We start from the raw sequence: 15,756 nt of genomic DNA, 5'->3' as shown, positions 1-15,756 counted from the left end.
GATACCCGCACTTCAGGTGCGTCTGATGAATGTTGCTGGTGAGGCTCAAACGCTCGCAGCGGCCCTTAATCACGTGCATTCAACATATCCAACGCCGTCGGTGCATCGCTTGGCGGACTCGCCATTGCTGGTGGACTCGGCTGGGCATCAACGGGTTGGGTTGGCGCAGGCCTAGCCCTGCTCGGCATCATCTTTTTCGCTATTTCCATCGGTGTTGAAAAGCGTTCCATGTCGACCGGCGCTGCAACTTCGTGATCATGAGGGCGAGACACTACCCGGTAAGCCGAAAGCATCTCACTTTGCACAGTAAGAATTTAGGAGATTGATTCATGGTAAAGCCACAGCTGACCATTCAACTATCTGACGCACAGCGCATACCCCAAATTGGTCTAGGTGTATGGCAGGCCAGTGACGAGGAGGCGCGTGCTGCTGTCCGTGTCGCGCTGGAAGAAGGTTATCGTCATGTGGATACCGCATCGATCTACGGTAACGAGAAGGGTGTCGGCGAAGGTCTACGAGGTGCAGGGGCACCTCGAGAGCAAGTATTCCTAACACCAAGATCTGGAATGACGCCCACGGATTCGAATCGGCTACCTCTGCACTGGATGCGAGTCTGGAGCGACTGAATGTCGATTACGTAGACCTGCTGCTTATCCACTGGCATACCCCCAGCCAAGATAATTACGTGGATACATGGCGTGCACTGATCAACGCACAACGTAGTGGGAAGGCTCGTTCTATTGGAGTTTCCAACTTCAATGCTGACCACCTACAAAAGCTGATCGATGAGACTGGAGTCGCGCCGGTTCTGAATCAAATCGAGCTACATCCTTTCATGCAGCAGGAGGCCCTTCGGAGTGCCCATGAATCGATGGGTATCGCTACGCAGTCCTGGAGTCCGTTGGGGCAGGGTAGTGCGCTGAGCGACCCGGTCATATTGGAAATTGCTCGAAAGCACGGTAGAGCCGCCGCTCAGGTCATCATCCGCTGGCACATGGAGCTCGGACTGATTGCGATCCCGAAGTCCATCACGCCTTCGCGTATTCGTGAAAACTTCAATGTCTTCGATTTTTCTTTGGAGACGTCTGACCTCGCCGCCATAGTTGCACTGAATAGCGGAAAAAGACTGGGCCCTGACCCAAGTACATTTGCCTGACCACTTATGGGGGGGGGTAAGGTCTAGCCACCTTTTAGCCCTGTGCTCGACATTCTTAGGAAGCGTTCGACATCTAGTGTCAGAATTTGGATTTGCAGTTGCACTCTGGATCAATCGCTGAAAACAAAGTCCCGAAATTCCGGAGTGAACCCCATTACTCCTAATTCAGGGCCAAAATGCCGTGAGGCCATTATGCTGGGATGGATCTCGTCCCAAACAGTGAGAATCTCTTTGGAGTAGGCCTTGAATTCTGGTCGCTGCAGGAATCCTTTGACGAAAAGATGAATGGTTTCATCTTTGCCGGTTGCTTTGCTGTAGTTCCAAAAAAATGACCCTAGATCTGCTGCTTGTTTTGTCATGCTGACCAAGCGTCTACGCTCTCCATCAAACTCAGATGCTTTCAGTAGGAGCTCAGTGAGCTCGTAAATGTGAGGCGCACTGAGTTCAAGCCGATAGATAGGGCTGGGATGGGAGCCCGTTATCGGTGTTACGACGTGCGGACTGGAGCCAGCGTTGAATCGGTAAAAAATGCAGGCGAGGCTGCAGGTCAGCAAATACACGCTGCCAATGAATACTTCAGCGCCATCACCTTCATCCACAAGTGGCCCTTTCAAAAAGTGGCGAGCTGATGCAATCAGACACTGAGTAATTGCCTCAGAGTCAGCTGCCAACTCTGTGGCGTGAGAAATCGAAGCCTGCCGACCGGTAAGGATTTGAGCAGCATGGGCGTCAAGCTCCTGGATGGTCGTTGTGGCAGAAGCCGAGCTCCCGTTATTTCTGACTCTCCCGTGCTCTTGCATCAGGTGCCCGAGCTCATGGAAATACACCCATGTCAGCGATCCGAGGAACATATTTTGAATGCAATCGTCAAGCGTGAAGCACTCAGGTAGGAGGGCGGTTGCGTCATCAGCAAATGTCGTATGGATCAGGCGCTTCGTTTGCTCATTCGACGCAAATGAGCAAAAGTCCTCTGCATCTCGGTAGAGCAGGCGGGCCAGCTCATAGTGCAAAACAATCTTATGCTGTGGAGGGCCGCCGACAACCGTGTCTGACTCTGCCCATGCATTGAATTTCGGTGCGGTAGCCCAACCGAACGACAGGGAACCATGGAGTTGTTTATAGATTCCATCTGTCAGGTTTTGAGTTATTTCGGCTAGCACATTGTTGGCTAGCTCATAAATTTCAGGATCTGTCCGGCTCAGCAAAGTAAATTGCTCCCTGTGATGCTTTGATGTGTCAGCTTGGCTTTCGCTGATTATACAGACTGAGACTCGGCAGTCCGCGACGATGCTTCCGCAAAGATCGAGTTACGAGAAGCCAGTTACCGCATGAGGTACGTATGGGGCCTCGAGGCGTTTGATTTCATCGCCGCTAAGCACCAGTTCGAGTGCTGTAATTGCATCGTCCAGTTGTGCTGCTTTCAAGGCGCCAACGATGGGAGCTGATACTCCGCGCTTTGCCAGTACCCATGCCAACGCTATTTGCGCCATCGGCACGCCTCTTTCATTGGCAACCTGCTCTACGACGTCAATCACCCGACCGTCTTCAGATTCTGTAGCTTGGTAAAACGACTGTCCGCTGACATCAGTTTTGGTGCGCTCGGTTTGTTGGCCATGAGGCCTGGTCAACCTGCCGCGTGCCATTGGGCTCCATGGCATCAACCCAACGCCCTGATCGAGACAGAGCGGGATCATTTCTCGCTCCTCCTCTCGATACACCAGGTTCGGGTAGTTCTGCATGGATACAAACTTGCTCCATCCGTTGGCCACGGCAACCTGCTGAGCTTTAGCGAATTGCCACGCGTACATGGAGGATGCGCCGATGTATCTGGCTTTACCTGCCTTGACGATGTCATGCAAAGCTTCCATCGTTTCCTCAATCGGGGTGTCGTAGTCCCAGCGATGAATCTGATAGCCATGATCAATGCCTTGTCGGTGACCAAACCCGGTTGAGGGTAGAATGGCCTTATTGCCTCATTAGCTGGATGTCAGTGAGCTGAATTTCCCATTTGTTAGATGTGATCCGAAAAATACACGCTAAGGAGCTACCTGCTTTTGATAATGCCAAGCGCGCGAATCCAGCAAGAAATGTATTCGTCTGAAGCAGGAGTATGGTTTATTCCCACTACGGATGGTGCATCAGTTCTGATCAAGGCCCCCATCAGCAGCCTCAAGGCTTTATCGGTGGGCTGTTCATTCGAAGTCGGTATAGGTGTGTTAGAAAATAAAGTCTGCGTTGCAGGGATTATTCACGACGCTCCAGACACACCACTCATTGTTTCTCGACCTCAGGCACATGCTGAAGAACACCAAGCACTCATAGAGGTCTTGAGTCGTGGTGACGTGAATTTTTTTCTGTTTAATGAGATGGATCACTGCGTCGGCTGGTCGCCAGGATCTCTTGCCCCGGACGATTCTGAACAAGCTTCCGAACACCTTCAGCCTATCACCAGGCTTTACACCGGAAGCGTTCTAGAGTTTGGTGAAAGTCTTCTAGATATCTTCAATGACGCAATGCACGACAACAGTACGGTGGCGAAAAATCCTGAGTTAGCTGCTGTGAAAATCCCCGTAAAACTTGTCGACTGGCATCCCAATTTTTTGTCGTACGTGGGAATGGGCACATATCAAACTGTCCAGGTTGATCATCCAGATGAGGGGGGGATGCTTGAAAATTCAGTGTGGGCGGCACTCTCCTCCGTTTACCCAGCACAACTATATAAGAGCCCTGCCGTAGAAAATGGTGAGAAAACCAGAGAGCTGACGGACGTGCTGGCCCTTTCCAGCCAAGGGAATATTCTCATTGAAACTAAAGATCTCGCGATGCTTGCCTCAAAGGGCTCCAGGGCGCATGCAAGGCGGGTTTCTGGAGTAAAGAAGCAGGCTCTTAAAGGGGTAACGCAGCTCGTAGGTGCGGCCAAAGCGCTTCGACGAAACTGCAAGATCAGCTCAAGCGAGGGCAAAGTCCTAAACGTGGATTTGTCCGATAAATTGCATTGTGTTGCGATCGTTTCAGAGCTATTTGCTGAAAACTGGGATGAGGTATATGAGGCAGCTGTTGCTGCAATGCGCGAAACCGGTGATCTATTTCACGTAATTGATTATCGTGAATTAGTCGCTGTCCTGAAAATTGCCAGGGGCCGTGACGGGACGCTCCAGATGGTTTTGACAAAGCGTCTAGAGCATGTGCTTCGTCAGCAAACGTTGAATGTGAGAAGCCGGCAGGCACCTGACTCTTCTGCGTAACGGAGACAGAACGCAATGGCGGCCACAACGGACGCCTTTGCTTAATGCCTAGATTCAGAAGATATCTTCGCCGACGGCTTGCGACGCGTGAATTACAGTTCGATCACAATCTTACCGATCTGCGCGTTGGACTCCATGTACTGATGAGCCTCAACCATTTCGCTGAGCGGGAACGTTTTTGAAATGATCGGCTGGAGGGCGCCACCTTCAAGCCCTTTAGTGATGAAGTCCTTCGCACGGTTCAGACGTTCAGGATCTTGGGTGATCTCAAAGAGCTGATAGCCGCGAATGGTCAGGTCTTTGCCCAGCAATTCCATGACCGGAACACTCAAGTCGGTGGTTTCAAGTGCTCCGTATTGCTCGGACACCTCGGGTATTTCAAATCGCAAATTTGGAGCCAGGCGCTCGAAAGGGAAAGTCCTCCTGTCTAGATCACAAGACTCCCGCCTTGAGGTGAATCGCCTTGAGGCTCCAAGCATCATCGCTTCAAGCTGCCTCTTGTCGCAGCTCCGCCATCTATAACTGAGTACAAATGACCAACTCGCTTACCCGTGTCGCTACCAGGTATCGCAAATGCGTCGAGTATTCGTGTTGATGCGAGCGTAGCCTTCACATCCGAAAGTCCCGGAGTCCGAGGGTACCTTTGGCACATTATGTAGTGCTTGAAAGTTTTTTAAATACTACATATGGTGGAGGCTACTTGGAATCACAGCAGGGCGATCCATGTCAGGTTTCATTCAATGGGCTATCACGCTCATCAGTACCTACGCCGCTTGGCACATGCGTAAGCGAAATCTAGGGCTGGCGTTAGCAACCCTTTGCGTAGGTGGGCTCGTTAGCATGTCTCTCGGCGATTTCACAGTCGAAGGTCGACAGATAGGCGGTTTCATCGAGTTCTTGAAAGTTTCCGTTACCGGTGGATTGCCGACGGCGGTTACAACATTGATCGCATGGGTTCTAATGCTTGGCTTCCTTGTCGGGGTTGTGCTCACCCTCGTGATCTATAGGAGGGAGGCAAAGGAGGCTGATACCAAGCGGGTTGCGGTCGTTGAACTTCGAGGCTTGATAGATACTTCTGATGCCCCATTGGTTTCCGCTATTCCTGCGAGGTTCATCGGGCGTAGAGAAGACTGCCGAGTAGAGCTGCGCAGCATGGTTTCGCCAAGCGAATTAAATGTTCCAGCTGCGCTCGCAGAATTGGCACATATACCTCGCAACCTCAGGCTTCGGCGCGGTGACACTTCGAGATCCGATGTACAGGTTTTCGCTGGCGGCGTGATGCAGGTTCCGCTCTTGTTTTACGCGGGGGTGCTGCTTGATGACGAAGGTCGCGTGACGCTTATGGATTGGGATCGTACAAAGGAACAATGGCGGGAGTTGACGGACATTGACTCTGGCAATCGCTTCGAGGTCGACGGACTGGATGACACAAAGCGCAGTACCCCGGTCGTAATGGCAGTTTCCGCTTCTTACACTGCAGAACTTGCTGATATTGCAGAAACGTTTCCGAGTATGCCCCTGATACATCTCTTTCGCCCTAACCCACGTGTTAACGCCTTGTGGTCAGAGAAAGAACAAGTCGCTCTTACTGATCAGTTCCTCGGCGTTCTGTCCGAGCTCCAGAATCGTGGGGTATCGTGTATACATCTCGTTCTCGCCGCCTCAGCCAGCTTGTCCATTCGATTCGGTAAAGCCTATGACGCTCGCAATATGCCAGCGCTGCAGTGTTACCAGTGGGAGAAAGGACAAACACCTGCTTACCCATGGAGTGTCCGGATGCCCTTGACGCTAGGCGCTTCTGCTACCTACGTTCCCACAGAAATTCAAACCGCTAACGCCTGAGGTGTCCATGCTGCCCATGTTCGAGCCGAAAACCCGCCTCTTGGCGAAAACCATTCAGGTGGCGAATGAGGAGACTCAGTGGGAGTCCTTTATTGTCAAGCTGCTGAAAAAACTTGAGCTGCCAGAAGAGAAGAGAAGGGCCGCTGAGGCTCGGTATTACGAGCTCGCCCGACATGTGGCGCATAAGCTCAATATGCGTGAAGAAAACGTGCATGTCGTCGTACAGGGTTCGATGCGTACCCAAACCACCGTTGCGTGCTACGGGCCGGAAAAGTTCGACCTCGATATAGTGATTAAGGTACGCGGTGGGCCTCTATCAGTTATGCCACCCGACATGTTCTTCAATGCCTTCGGGGAGGCACTCCGGGGGATCCCTGGGGCTGGTGAACCTGAGGCGAAGAACCGTTGTTGGCGACTGCGATACCCCGGGGAGTCGTTCTACTTCGACGTTACTCCTGCCGTTCCCGTTTCGTACGCCATTACGGGTGCGGACTTGCGGGTACGCGATCAGGAGAAAGGTTGGAGCCCTTCAAACCCTGAAGAGTTCGCTAGCTGGTTCTGTTCAATTGCTCAGCTCAGATTTGCTTTTGAACAGCGCCGGTGGTTGATCAAAGCCGAAGACGCTGCTGTTAAGGTAGATCCACTCCCCAGTGAGCCTGTGCGGATCGATGACATTTTGCGTCGGCTGGTACAGTTAATGAAGCTGCACCGTGATAGCTATTTTCGAAAGCTACCCGATAAGCGCCGCATGGCAATGCCGATTTCTGTGATCTTAGTTACGCTTGCGACCAAGGCGTACCAGGATATGGCAACTCAGGAGCCCAATGCTTTTGTATCGGCAATTGACGTGGTTTTGGAAGTTGTCGAGCGCATGCCTGGCTATATCAAGCGTGACCGCCAATTCGAGGTTAACAACCCTGCTTTAGAAGGCCCCTATCCAGAAAACTTCGCTGATAAGTGGAATCATGACGGTGGACTTCGTGCCCGAGAGTTCAATACTTGGCACCGTCAACTGAGCGATGATCTCTTCGCGCTCTTCGTGGCCGGTTACAGTAAGCGCTCGGAAGAAAAAATTCGTGCCGTTTTCGGGGAGGTCGGTGTGTCTGGGTGGAAGGAAATGCAGCCCCAGCCAACAGGTATTTTAGGTGGCCTCCTGGCAACTGCGCCAGGCAACTCGGCAACGCAGCCTCAACGGCCTCGCTCTACAGGGGAGCGCGACACGCTTGCTTGATCCGGGATTTGGAAGGACGCCGTATGAGCTTGCGGCACAAGCCATACAAGATTGGCTTGATGGGCCAGGCTCGACATTCGCGGTACCCTCTCGCCGCGCGCACAACAGGGGAAAGATGCATGTCTGGGATCTTGAGTTGGTACATCCCAGCCAAGGTTCCCAACGTGCCGAGATTTGTATTTCTATAGATTTTCCGGCTGTGCCCCCAGCCGTATATTTATCCAAGCGACTTTGCCTAGTATGGCCGCATGTGGAAGAGACAGGCTTGTTCTGCCACGGTGTGCAACCCTCGCCGGATGACTACGACAACCCTGTGGGTGCCGTGAAAGCAGTGCTGACAAAGCTAGAGGACTTCTGGCAAAACACTCAGGATCCAGCTTGGATTCAGGCAGAGTTCCAGAGAGAAAGCTTGTCGTACTGGGCGCGTTTTTGTCTGAGGCAAAGAGCTTTAAATGGAGGAGTGGCGCCATTCTGTGCTCGAGTAAATTATTCGCAGGTAGATGATCCAGTGGAAGGTCGGGTCGCAGCGTATTTTTCAGGGCAGAGAGAGAAACGAATTACGAGCCTGCTCGCCAACCTAGGTGATACAGATCCGCATTCCCTTGCCACCCGTCACGACTGGTCGCACGGCACTTTGAAAAGGGGGGGCTCGTTATTTCTTCCTTTACCGGACTCGTTTCTTTGGACTCCCGACGCCTGGCCGACCTCAATCGATGAACTCAATGCGCTAGTAAGCCATTTGACCGGCGATACTCACAGGCTTAAAGCTTGGCTAATAGAAAAGAGCCACAAAATTGAACAAATTCTGATGGTTGTTTTCGTTCAGTCCGATGTCTGTTATGGCTACCTACTTGAGGCTCCAACGATTCCGGGTATGAGCAGGCCGCGTATCACGCCGATTTACTTTGACCGTGTGGATGCTAATTGGGCCCTAGCGCGGGATCAAAACCTGGGGGCGGTGGATCGGCGCCGAAGCGTTAAGGCTTTGGTTCTAGGTTGTGGCTCGCTCGGCTCAATGGTCATTGAACACTTGGCGAGAGCAGGAGTGGGCAGCATTGACATCGTCGACAAGGAGAGTTTCGACGCTGCGAACTGCGCCAGACATGTGCTCGGTGCTGATAGTATCGATTTGGGCAAGGCGAATGAAATGGCTTCCCGTCTGCTGCGACTCGTCCCTTCAGTACAGGTGAATGCACATCGCGTTAAGGCAGAGCGCTGGGTTCCTTCACAGTGTAGGCCAGGACAGTACGAGGTTGTGGTTGATCTGACGGGTGAAGCTGCCGTGCGCAGCATGCTCGTTCGGTATCGCAATCTGTGTTTCGATGGCTCAGCAATTTTCCACGCTTGGATGGAACCGTTTTGCGCAGCAGCCCACCTAGTCCACCTGGCTCCGGCGGATCAATACCCCGTTGAAGAGCCAGCGGTTGGTGTGAACGTCGCCCAGTGGCCATCCAGCACCCTCATCCAGCTACCTGCTTGCGGAACAGGGTTTCATCCCTATGGATCATCTGATGTCGCTCAGGTCGCAGGATTTGTATCAGAGCGTACGCTCGCTGTAATAGACGGTGTGGCTAAAGACTCCCAAGTGTGGAGTTGGGTTAGATCTGAAGGGTTTTTCAGCACTCTCAGCGTTGCAGCAGTATGTGGCCCGTATGTCCCAAAGACGAAAAGCATATTTGACTCTGTTCAGTTGACTCGATCATTCCATGATATTTATGGAGGGTAGATATCCTTTGCGCTTCCAAATACCAGATGCAGCCTGGTGTCTGGAGTTTCCTAAGGAAGCGGTGCTTCAGCTACAGGCGTTTGCCCAGAAGGGTGGGCAGTCACGCGAGTTGGTTGGACAGCTATACACCCGTGATCTTCAGGCTCTTTCAGTGCAGGTAGACCACGTAACGCTAATTGCGCCACTCTGGGCCAGGTTCACTTCTGTCCGTTTAGATATGAAGGCTGTACGTCGTGAGCGAGATCGCTTGTTTGTTCAGGGGCTTCACTGCATCGGCTTCTGGCATTCGCATCCCGAGCTTGAGCCACATATTTCGCCGACTGACGTTGCCATGGCTGAGGAACAGGCACGAGCTGGAAAATCAGATTACCAGGGGCTGGTATTCATGATCCTTGGTACCGCACCTGCACCAATGGGATTTGGAGTGTGGGTACATGACGGAGCAACGCTCTGGCGTGCTGAAAGCCTCATTCGGTAACCGTCATTGAGTTGAGCTATCTAGAAGTTGCAGAACCAGCGAGGCCACATTTTTTGCATCATCAATTCCGCGATGATAAGTCCCGTCCCATACGATCCCCAGCTTTTCTATACAAGGCTTTAGGCCAGAGGGCCGTTGACCAGAATCGTATTCCACCCAATTTTTTACATTGAAGTGGGGGATGCTTTCCAGGATGGCGCTGCACTGATTGATTGCCCCATCGCGTTGAATCTGGACGGCGTCGTAACTACCCCATGAGGCCCAAGCAACATCATCATAGGCACTAATGAAGTCCCTGAGTCGCTGCATTGCGTCAGTAAAGCTGGGCGCCGAATCAATATCGCGTTGCGCTATGGTCGTCAGCTGCTTACAGAAAGGAGTGAGCACCGGGTGCAGGTGGGGACGTACAAAACTCTGAAAGCTTTTCGTCTTTTGCTTCCTATGAAGATCTATCACGACAAGGCCGATCTCAATAGTCTCCATTTCACTGGGCTTCACAACCAAGGCCCGCGAATGATCACCCTCCTGTATCTCATCACAGGTAGCCTCAAGGTCAACACACAAGAGGTACCTGAACGGCTCGAGGTCTTGGTAGATGCTCTGTATTTCTTGGTTATGCATTGGTCAGCACACCGTTTGATTGGGGTCGACTGCGACTTTACGGCTTTTTTCACCAATCGTGGCGACCTGATAGCCCATCCGACAAGAGAGGCTTAACTTCACCGCCTCCACGGAACAGTTAGCCCTCTTCAGGGGGAATTCTCTCCAAGGCGGCTTTGAGCTCGTCGATGATCTGCCGATGCCCAGCCAAGTCTGGCATGGCATTCTCCAGTATGAAAGGCTCTGATTTACCTAAGCGCTGTTGCAGGTTTGAAGACCAGATTTCCACCGACGCATTACAGTACAAGGCGAATTTAAACTCCTGTAGAGAGAGCTCCGACTGGATGTCACTTCTGCTATCACGCCGTTCATTTAGTAAGCCACAACCCGCTAGAGGATCAATTAGTAAACGCTCGTTTCTGAAATCCATCCAGAAAATAAACGCCACTCGACCGTTGGCCGACTCCAGACGAACACCTATCTTCCCGTCATCCATGCCAGCGGATATAAGGCGCATGTTTCCAAGGGGAGTGCATGACTTTCCTTTGCGTGCGAGTACGTAAAACTCATCCGGAATTTCGCATTGCCGATTCGGAGCGAGCTCACCCCGCTTCAGCCCCTCCAACTGCTCCTGGTCAAACAGAGCACGAAATCCTTCGAGCTCATACAGGTGCTCCTGTTCATATGCCCACCGTGCTGGCACTTCAAGACGCTCCTCCATAGCGAGCTCAGCAAGATGTCTCATCAGTGGCTTGTCCATGTGAATCCGCTGGTGATCATCCGGGTCATCCGGATCTACGATATCGTCGCGTTCGGCATGGGCGATAGCATGGCGGCCTTGTGTTGCTAGGTAGTCGGAAATGTCAGTCCCAAGAGCCTGCAACTCATCACGACGCGCAATTGAGTCTCTGTCCGTTAATACCGGTAGGGCTTGCCGGATCCACGGCCCTCGTTCTCGGCCAACAGGCAGAGAGCGGGCAAACGCTTTGTAGAATCCGAGAAACGAGTAGAAGGGATTGCTGAGTGACAGCCCTTCACGATAGTAGGCCATTGCTTTGCTGGCTTCATCGCTTTGAGGGGAGTGGAGGTTCTCCTCAGAAAAAAACTCTGTAAAAGCGTTGTTACGAAGCATGCCAACACGGTGTGGATGGCTACCACCACCCCACATGACGATCTCTACTTTCGCACCCTCACGCCAGGCAATTGCAGTCGCCAGGCGCATCACTGCAGCTCGCCCTTCATTGACAGTCATGCCTTGACCGTTAACTCGAAGCGCGATTGCAGGGAGGCTCCGATGCTGCCCTTCGGATATAGCCGGTTGCAGCAGAAACTCTAGCCCCTCAAAGGTTATCAGCTGAGCCCTATTCGGCCAGAAAACCTGGGTTTCCAGCCCGCCAACCACCCATTCACCTCGCTGGGCCTGATATTGCTCTGCTCGTTCGAATGGATCATCGGTCGCCAGCATTGTGAAGCTCCTAGGGTTTGGCGGTTACAGGGTTCAACCTCAGTTTATATTGGTTGCCGATGTGAGCGTGACCTGAAGGCCTAGCCATTTAAGATCGGCTCCTGCAGAACATTCGATCATGCCGGCCCATGGGAAGATGGATGCCTCTTAGCCAAGATGCATCTGAGGGAGAGCACCTGGGTTCACACCGCAGGCTTTTAAGACGCGCCCCTCTTTGGCTTAACCGGCCACGTGTTGGGGCATCGGAGTGAACGTAAGCGCCTGATCGCCCGCCCAGGCTGACATCGCAACCATCACCTCTTTACCATCTACAAGAGCGATGTCACACGTGCTCGAGACTGTTTCGCTGATGGCCGAAACTTCACTAATCAACTTAAGCATGTAGGAGACCACCAACTCTCTCACCTGATCAGTAGGATAAGAATCGAGTGCTGCAGTCACCACACTCTGTAGCTCGGCCTGCAACTCTTGCGCCTGCTCCAAGGAAAAACCGCCAGGGAAGCACATCACTCTTCCCTCGGTTAGCCCGCATAAGGATTCGGCGCTGTGATGCTGGTGGAAGTAGACGAACCGAGTAATCGCCTGATCATTTACCACAGTCGGATATGTGAACATCCATGAGGTCTCGGCTAGATCTGCATGAAGGCGAGGGCTTTCGGCATGGAATTCTGAGAACGAGTCGCGGGTACGCAGGATCAAGTCCAAGACATCATCAGGGCTATTGAAACCGTGGTCTCTGACATACGATTTGACGGGATCTAGCATCGCCACTGAGCCTGCGCCAGTTATGACGCCAACTTTAGTCCTAACAATTTTTTCCTCGGTGTCACCGTGAGGGATTTTCACGCCGTCTTGGGTGATTTGGGTGACACGCTTGTCAGCCGCGATGATGACCTCATCGCCTAGATGGGCAACCAAGATACAGGTCATGAATTCCCTCTCTATTCATGTGAGCCAGGCCGGCGAAGCCGAAGGCGTGAATGTTGAAGCTTCTCGGGTCAAGACATGGCTTGGTTCACTACAGCCAACCCAGCAAGGCGTTCACCATTGGATATGGTTTTCAGAGCGCATTCAGCAGGTTCTCAAGCGTCTGATGCTCCCACACAGATAGCAGCGCAATGGGATTTGTGCCAAACCGATCTCCGGAGTTGAATGACCAGCGGCGTGCATCCGGGCTCACACACGCTTAGCAGTAGTCCGCTCATCACAGTCGTTGAAGATCATAATGCTCTACCTGATAGCCACATTGGTGTCCTCGATGCCCTGGTGTAGTCTGAACAGTCCAGAGGGAGTCCCAATTTTATGATCGAACAGCTCTTCAAAGCGCTACATCACTACAACGAAGCATACCGCGAACTGATCAACGAAAAAGCGATGCGGCACACGCCTGATCACGGCGACTTTGAGGTCTTTATTCAATCTGCGCTCAAGCTTACAAAGCCTGAAGACTGGGGCTTCATTTGCTCATCGATGGACATTATCAACGACAGCCTTTTAGGCATTGAGCATTTTCGCAAGTATGGCCTTGATGGCCCCACGAAGTATGACGACTTCGGGGAAAAATATATCCGTTTGTACGGCGTCTTAAATGCAACATACATCCAGCAACAAGCTCTGCTCAACCTGCATCGGATTGCAAATGTCATGAACCTTCGCGACATTGAGAATACCGTAGCCAACCTCAAGGTTCGCGAAGTCAGGAATAAGCTTGGTGCGCACAGTGTAGATTATGCTAATCGCGAAGCAGGAAACACTGAAAGCTTCGTTCCAGTTCGATTTACCCTTTCGGGTATGCGTTGTGATTACTACAATAATACAACACTACAACATACCGAAGTAGATCTTAAAGTAATTCTCGGTGAGCATATTGAACTGATGAATGATATGTATGACGCCATATATCGAAAGTCAGTTAGCACAATATATAAATCCAACAAAGATAAAATTGAAGAACTTCTAGAGAAAATCGATGATGCCAAGGTACTACGAAATGGCGGTATCGTCATGAGAACACCTGACGGGAAAAGAATCTTTATTACAGCATTCGAGTCAGACAAACAGGAGTAAAGTTCACAATCACTTTGACGTAATAGAGGTAAACCTGTCCAGAAGAAGGCTTACCTCTCCATCATATGATGTATCTTCTGTCGCCTCCAAGAATCCAACCATGATTGCAAGAGTAGGCTGTGTACAAAAGTTAGCTGCACTAAACACCTCATCTTTAGTGCCAGGCCCAAACCTATAGCCACTCCACGTGTTATTTTCCTTGTCGGAAACTATATAACGCTTAAGTGAGGAGGCTGAATAGTGCATGGCATCGTCGGAAAGATGCTTATACATGAGGTAATTATTCGAAAGAGAAGACATGTCGGCTATATCTTTCCACTTCAAATATTGTCCTTTATTTCCAGATATGCGCTCATCCATAGCTGCCTCAACATCAGCAGTTAAAGAGTAGCTCCCCTCTTTCAAAGCTACAGCCTGCCCACGCTTTGCAGCTATGTTGTCGTGTTTAAGTAGAGGGATGAACTTATCCGGATTATCTACCAAGGCACCGATACAAAATGAATTCTCATATAGACACCTGGCCATGATTCTTGCTTCTACTACCATGCCGCGCTCAAGATTCATTACTGCGGACTGAAAATTGCTCAGTGACCTAATGGCAGAGAACATGGTTAGCACCTTTACATCCATGGTTTTACCATGATGCTTTTCAAATCCTGAGATGACTATCTTTTGCAGGAGCTGGTTGATATCCCTGAGCAGAGAAAACCACTCTGGATTTTCACCAGCAACCTGATCGATGGTTTCTTGTATGTCGCCAGTCAGAAATCCATGGATTCTAAATCCGGTATGGCCTGTAGCTTTGGTGCTCAAATCGATCTCCCTGCCTGGTGATTTCATAATCAGCTTAGTTTAGCAAAAGCGAAGGACTGTGTGGCCTGCATTCAAGCATTACCAGGCAGATGCTTCCTTCTTCCTGCGGATGAAGCGCGATGTTGGAACCTAGCCCCCCGGTTGAGCCGGGGGGTGGGGACGTATTAACAGTGGGGAGAGGTGATCAGGATGATCGGGATGGGTTGAGTTGTTGGTACGGTTGGAGGAAGTACGGCCATAGTGATGTTCACGGCCAGAAGAATGGCATTAAGAAGGCCGGTGATAGAGTTGATGAATTTGGACATTGTTTTTTGTCATAGTTGTCCTTTATTTAGTGTCCCTATCACAGAGCTGACCATTAAAATTGAGACTTTTTTGAAAATAAATCTACCATCCACCTCTAATCGGTTTAGAAGAATTTTGGTACAGCTTTCGACGCTACGAATTTGCGATACACATCCTGTGCCACAGCATAATTTATAATATGCCAGCCGTGTGCAGTGGGATAAATAAAGCTTTTAATCTCAACCGGGGTAAAGGTAAAATTTTCAGGCAGTCGTAGCTTTTTCTTTGCAGAGGAATCTGCGGAATTACACTGTTCACAAATTATTACCGGGGCGAATCTTGCGGCTGCAGCTCCTTGAAAGGTATACATCCCTCCATAGGCATCACTGGCGTGATCATGATGTGTATGAAGTCCAACAACCCAACCTTCAAACCGTGATGGGCTTTTAGGAAATCTCATAGTCCAGCGAAGCAACTGGAATTTAGTCCGGTTGCAACACGGGCACTGCCAATCCTCGGTTAAAGACTTATATTTCTGCTTGCAGTGACCGCCATCAAATTCCAAATACTCAATTTGTGTTGGAAGCTTTCTGACTCGATTACGGAGAATAGTAGCTTCGCGATCTCTGTTGCGTACCTTGCTACCATCGCAAGCTATGCAAAACTGGCTTATCAGGAAGTCTTGATGACAGCTGCAAGTAGTGTCGAAAGAACTCATTTCGCCTCCTTTGACCACATAGCCCGATTGCTATGTGGTCAAATTGTAGATCAGCTTGGCATATCGTTCTGGGGGCCTCCATCTCGCGTCTCCACACGTCATCCGGCGACAATACTTCACCTAGCGCGGC

The 15,756-nt window shown here is 51.1% G+C and carries 14 protein-coding genes and 3 pseudogenes; 8 read left to right on the top strand and 9 right to left on the bottom strand.

Annotation, left to right across the window (positions count from 1 at the left end; all coding sequences use genetic code 11):
- Position 1: 1 nt before the first annotated feature.
- Positions 2-255: pseudogene (locus FJD38_RS24750) on the top strand (MFS transporter); the annotation flags it as partial.
- A 74-nt stretch (positions 256-329) separates the two neighbouring features.
- A pseudogene (locus FJD38_RS09920) lies at positions 330-1,156 on the top strand (aldo/keto reductase).
- Positions 1,157-1,266: 110 nt separating this feature from the next.
- Here FJD38_RS09920 and FJD38_RS09915 read toward each other — a convergent pair.
- Positions 1,267-2,361: a hypothetical protein gene (locus FJD38_RS09915; RefSeq protein ID WP_146385147.1), complete on the bottom strand. Its 1,095-nt coding sequence runs from the start codon at positions 2,359-2,361 to the stop codon at positions 1,267-1,269.
- Positions 2,362-2,463: 102 nt separating this feature from the next.
- Positions 2,464-3,069: pseudogene (locus tag FJD38_RS09910) on the bottom strand (aldo/keto reductase); the annotation flags it as partial.
- Positions 3,070-3,210: 141 nt separating this feature from the next.
- Here FJD38_RS09910 and FJD38_RS09905 point away from each other — a divergent pair.
- Positions 3,211-4,401 carry a hypothetical protein gene (locus tag FJD38_RS09905; RefSeq protein ID WP_146385145.1) on the top strand — a complete coding sequence of 397 codons (1,191 nt, stop codon included), beginning with the start codon at positions 3,211-3,213 and terminating at the stop codon, positions 4,399-4,401.
- Between the two features lie 92 nt (positions 4,402-4,493).
- Here FJD38_RS09905 and FJD38_RS09900 read toward each other — a convergent pair whose 3' ends face one another.
- Positions 4,494-4,790 carry a zinc-binding dehydrogenase gene (locus tag FJD38_RS09900; protein WP_244302718.1) on the bottom strand — a complete coding sequence of 99 codons (297 nt, stop codon included), beginning with the start codon at positions 4,788-4,790 and terminating at the stop codon, positions 4,494-4,496.
- 334 nt (positions 4,791-5,124) lie between these two features.
- On the opposite strand from FJD38_RS09900, the gene FJD38_RS09895 reads away from it, so the two are divergent.
- From FJD38_RS09895 to FJD38_RS09880, 4 genes are all read left to right on the top strand, one after another.
- Positions 5,125-6,243, top strand: coding sequence for an SAVED domain-containing protein (locus FJD38_RS09895; protein ID WP_146385141.1), 1,119 nt, complete (start codon positions 5,125-5,127; stop codon positions 6,241-6,243).
- Positions 6,244-6,250: 7 nt separating this feature from the next.
- Positions 6,251-7,474 (top strand): nucleotidyltransferase domain-containing protein, encoded by a 1,224-nt coding sequence (locus FJD38_RS09890; RefSeq protein WP_146385139.1) that lies wholly within the window; start codon positions 6,251-6,253, stop codon positions 7,472-7,474.
- Positions 7,475-7,589: 115 nt separating this feature from the next.
- Positions 7,590-9,200: a ThiF family adenylyltransferase gene (locus tag FJD38_RS09885; RefSeq protein ID WP_341874134.1), complete on the top strand. Its 1,611-nt coding sequence runs from the start codon at positions 7,590-7,592 to the stop codon at positions 9,198-9,200.
- A gap of 7 nt (positions 9,201-9,207) precedes the next feature.
- Complete coding sequence (locus FJD38_RS09880; protein ID WP_158637858.1) at positions 9,208-9,678, top strand: Mov34/MPN/PAD-1 family protein; 471 nt, start codon at positions 9,208-9,210, stop codon at positions 9,676-9,678.
- Between the two features lie 3 nt (positions 9,679-9,681).
- Here FJD38_RS09880 and FJD38_RS09875 read toward each other — a convergent pair whose 3' ends face one another.
- The 4 genes from FJD38_RS09875 to FJD38_RS25130 form a co-directional block, all read right to left on the bottom strand.
- Positions 9,682-10,299 (bottom strand): 3'-5' exonuclease, encoded by a 618-nt coding sequence (locus tag FJD38_RS09875; protein WP_146385133.1) that lies wholly within the window; start codon positions 10,297-10,299, stop codon positions 9,682-9,684.
- A 118-nt stretch (positions 10,300-10,417) separates the two neighbouring features.
- Entirely contained in the window at positions 10,418-11,743 is a 1,326-nt protein-coding gene (gene mauJ, locus FJD38_RS09870; protein WP_167654261.1) for a methylamine utilization protein MauJ, read from the bottom strand.
- 219 nt (positions 11,744-11,962) lie between these two features.
- Positions 11,963-12,673 carry a hypothetical protein gene (locus FJD38_RS09865; protein WP_146385131.1) on the bottom strand — a complete coding sequence of 237 codons (711 nt, stop codon included), beginning with the start codon at positions 12,671-12,673 and terminating at the stop codon, positions 11,963-11,965.
- Positions 12,674-12,803: 130 nt separating this feature from the next.
- Entirely contained in the window at positions 12,804-12,923 is a 120-nt protein-coding gene (locus tag FJD38_RS25130; protein WP_425281166.1) for a DUF7693 family protein, read from the bottom strand.
- Positions 12,924-13,045: 122 nt separating this feature from the next.
- Between FJD38_RS25130 and FJD38_RS09860 the strand changes: the two genes are divergently transcribed.
- A complete protein-coding gene (locus FJD38_RS09860; protein ID WP_146385129.1) occupies positions 13,046-13,810 on the top strand; it encodes a hypothetical protein in 765 nt (254 codons plus the stop codon).
- Positions 13,811-13,819: 9 nt separating this feature from the next.
- Here the strand turns inward: FJD38_RS09860 and FJD38_RS09855 are convergent, their stop codons facing one another.
- Together FJD38_RS09855 and FJD38_RS24745 are read right to left on the bottom strand one after the other, a co-directional pair.
- On the bottom strand, positions 13,820-14,623 hold the full coding sequence (locus FJD38_RS09855; RefSeq protein ID WP_146385127.1) for a DUF5677 domain-containing protein: 804 nt from the start codon (positions 14,621-14,623) through the stop codon (positions 13,820-13,822).
- Between the two features lie 409 nt (positions 14,624-15,032).
- On the bottom strand, positions 15,033-15,626 hold the full coding sequence (locus FJD38_RS24745) for a hypothetical protein (protein WP_244302716.1): 594 nt from the start codon (positions 15,624-15,626) through the stop codon (positions 15,033-15,035).
- Positions 15,627-15,756: the final 130 nt, after the last annotated feature.

The organism is Pseudomonas saxonica, from assembly GCF_007858365.1.
Taxonomy (GTDB): domain Bacteria; phylum Pseudomonadota; class Gammaproteobacteria; order Pseudomonadales; family Pseudomonadaceae; genus Aquipseudomonas; species Aquipseudomonas saxonica.
This window is presented reverse-complemented; position numbering and strand designations above follow the sequence as displayed.

What these genes read in the sequence shown, in the direction of transcription:
- FJD38_RS09895 (WP_146385141.1), top strand. Translation starts at nt 5,125, where the DNA reads ATGTCAGGTTTCATTCAATGGGCTATCACGCTCATCAGTACCTACGCC.
- FJD38_RS09890 (WP_146385139.1), top strand. Translation starts at nt 6,251, where the DNA reads ATGCTGCCCATGTTCGAGCCGAAAACCCGCCTCTTGGCGAAAACCATT.
- FJD38_RS09885 (WP_341874134.1), top strand. Translation starts at nt 7,590, where the DNA reads ATGCATGTCTGGGATCTTGAGTTGGTACATCCCAGCCAAGGTTCCCAA.
- FJD38_RS09875 (WP_146385133.1), bottom strand. Translation starts at nt 10,299, where the DNA reads ATGCATAACCAAGAAATACAGAGCATCTACCAAGACCTCGAGCCGTTC.
- mauJ (WP_167654261.1), bottom strand. Translation starts at nt 11,743, where the DNA reads ATGCTGGCGACCGATGATCCATTCGAACGAGCAGAGCAATATCAGGCC.
- FJD38_RS09865 (WP_146385131.1), bottom strand. Translation starts at nt 12,673, where the DNA reads ATGACCTGTATCTTGGTTGCCCATCTAGGCGATGAGGTCATCATCGCG.
- FJD38_RS09860 (WP_146385129.1), top strand. Translation starts at nt 13,046, where the DNA reads ATGATCGAACAGCTCTTCAAAGCGCTACATCACTACAACGAAGCATAC.
- FJD38_RS24745 (WP_244302716.1), bottom strand. Translation starts at nt 15,626, where the DNA reads ATGAGTTCTTTCGACACTACTTGCAGCTGTCATCAAGACTTCCTGATA.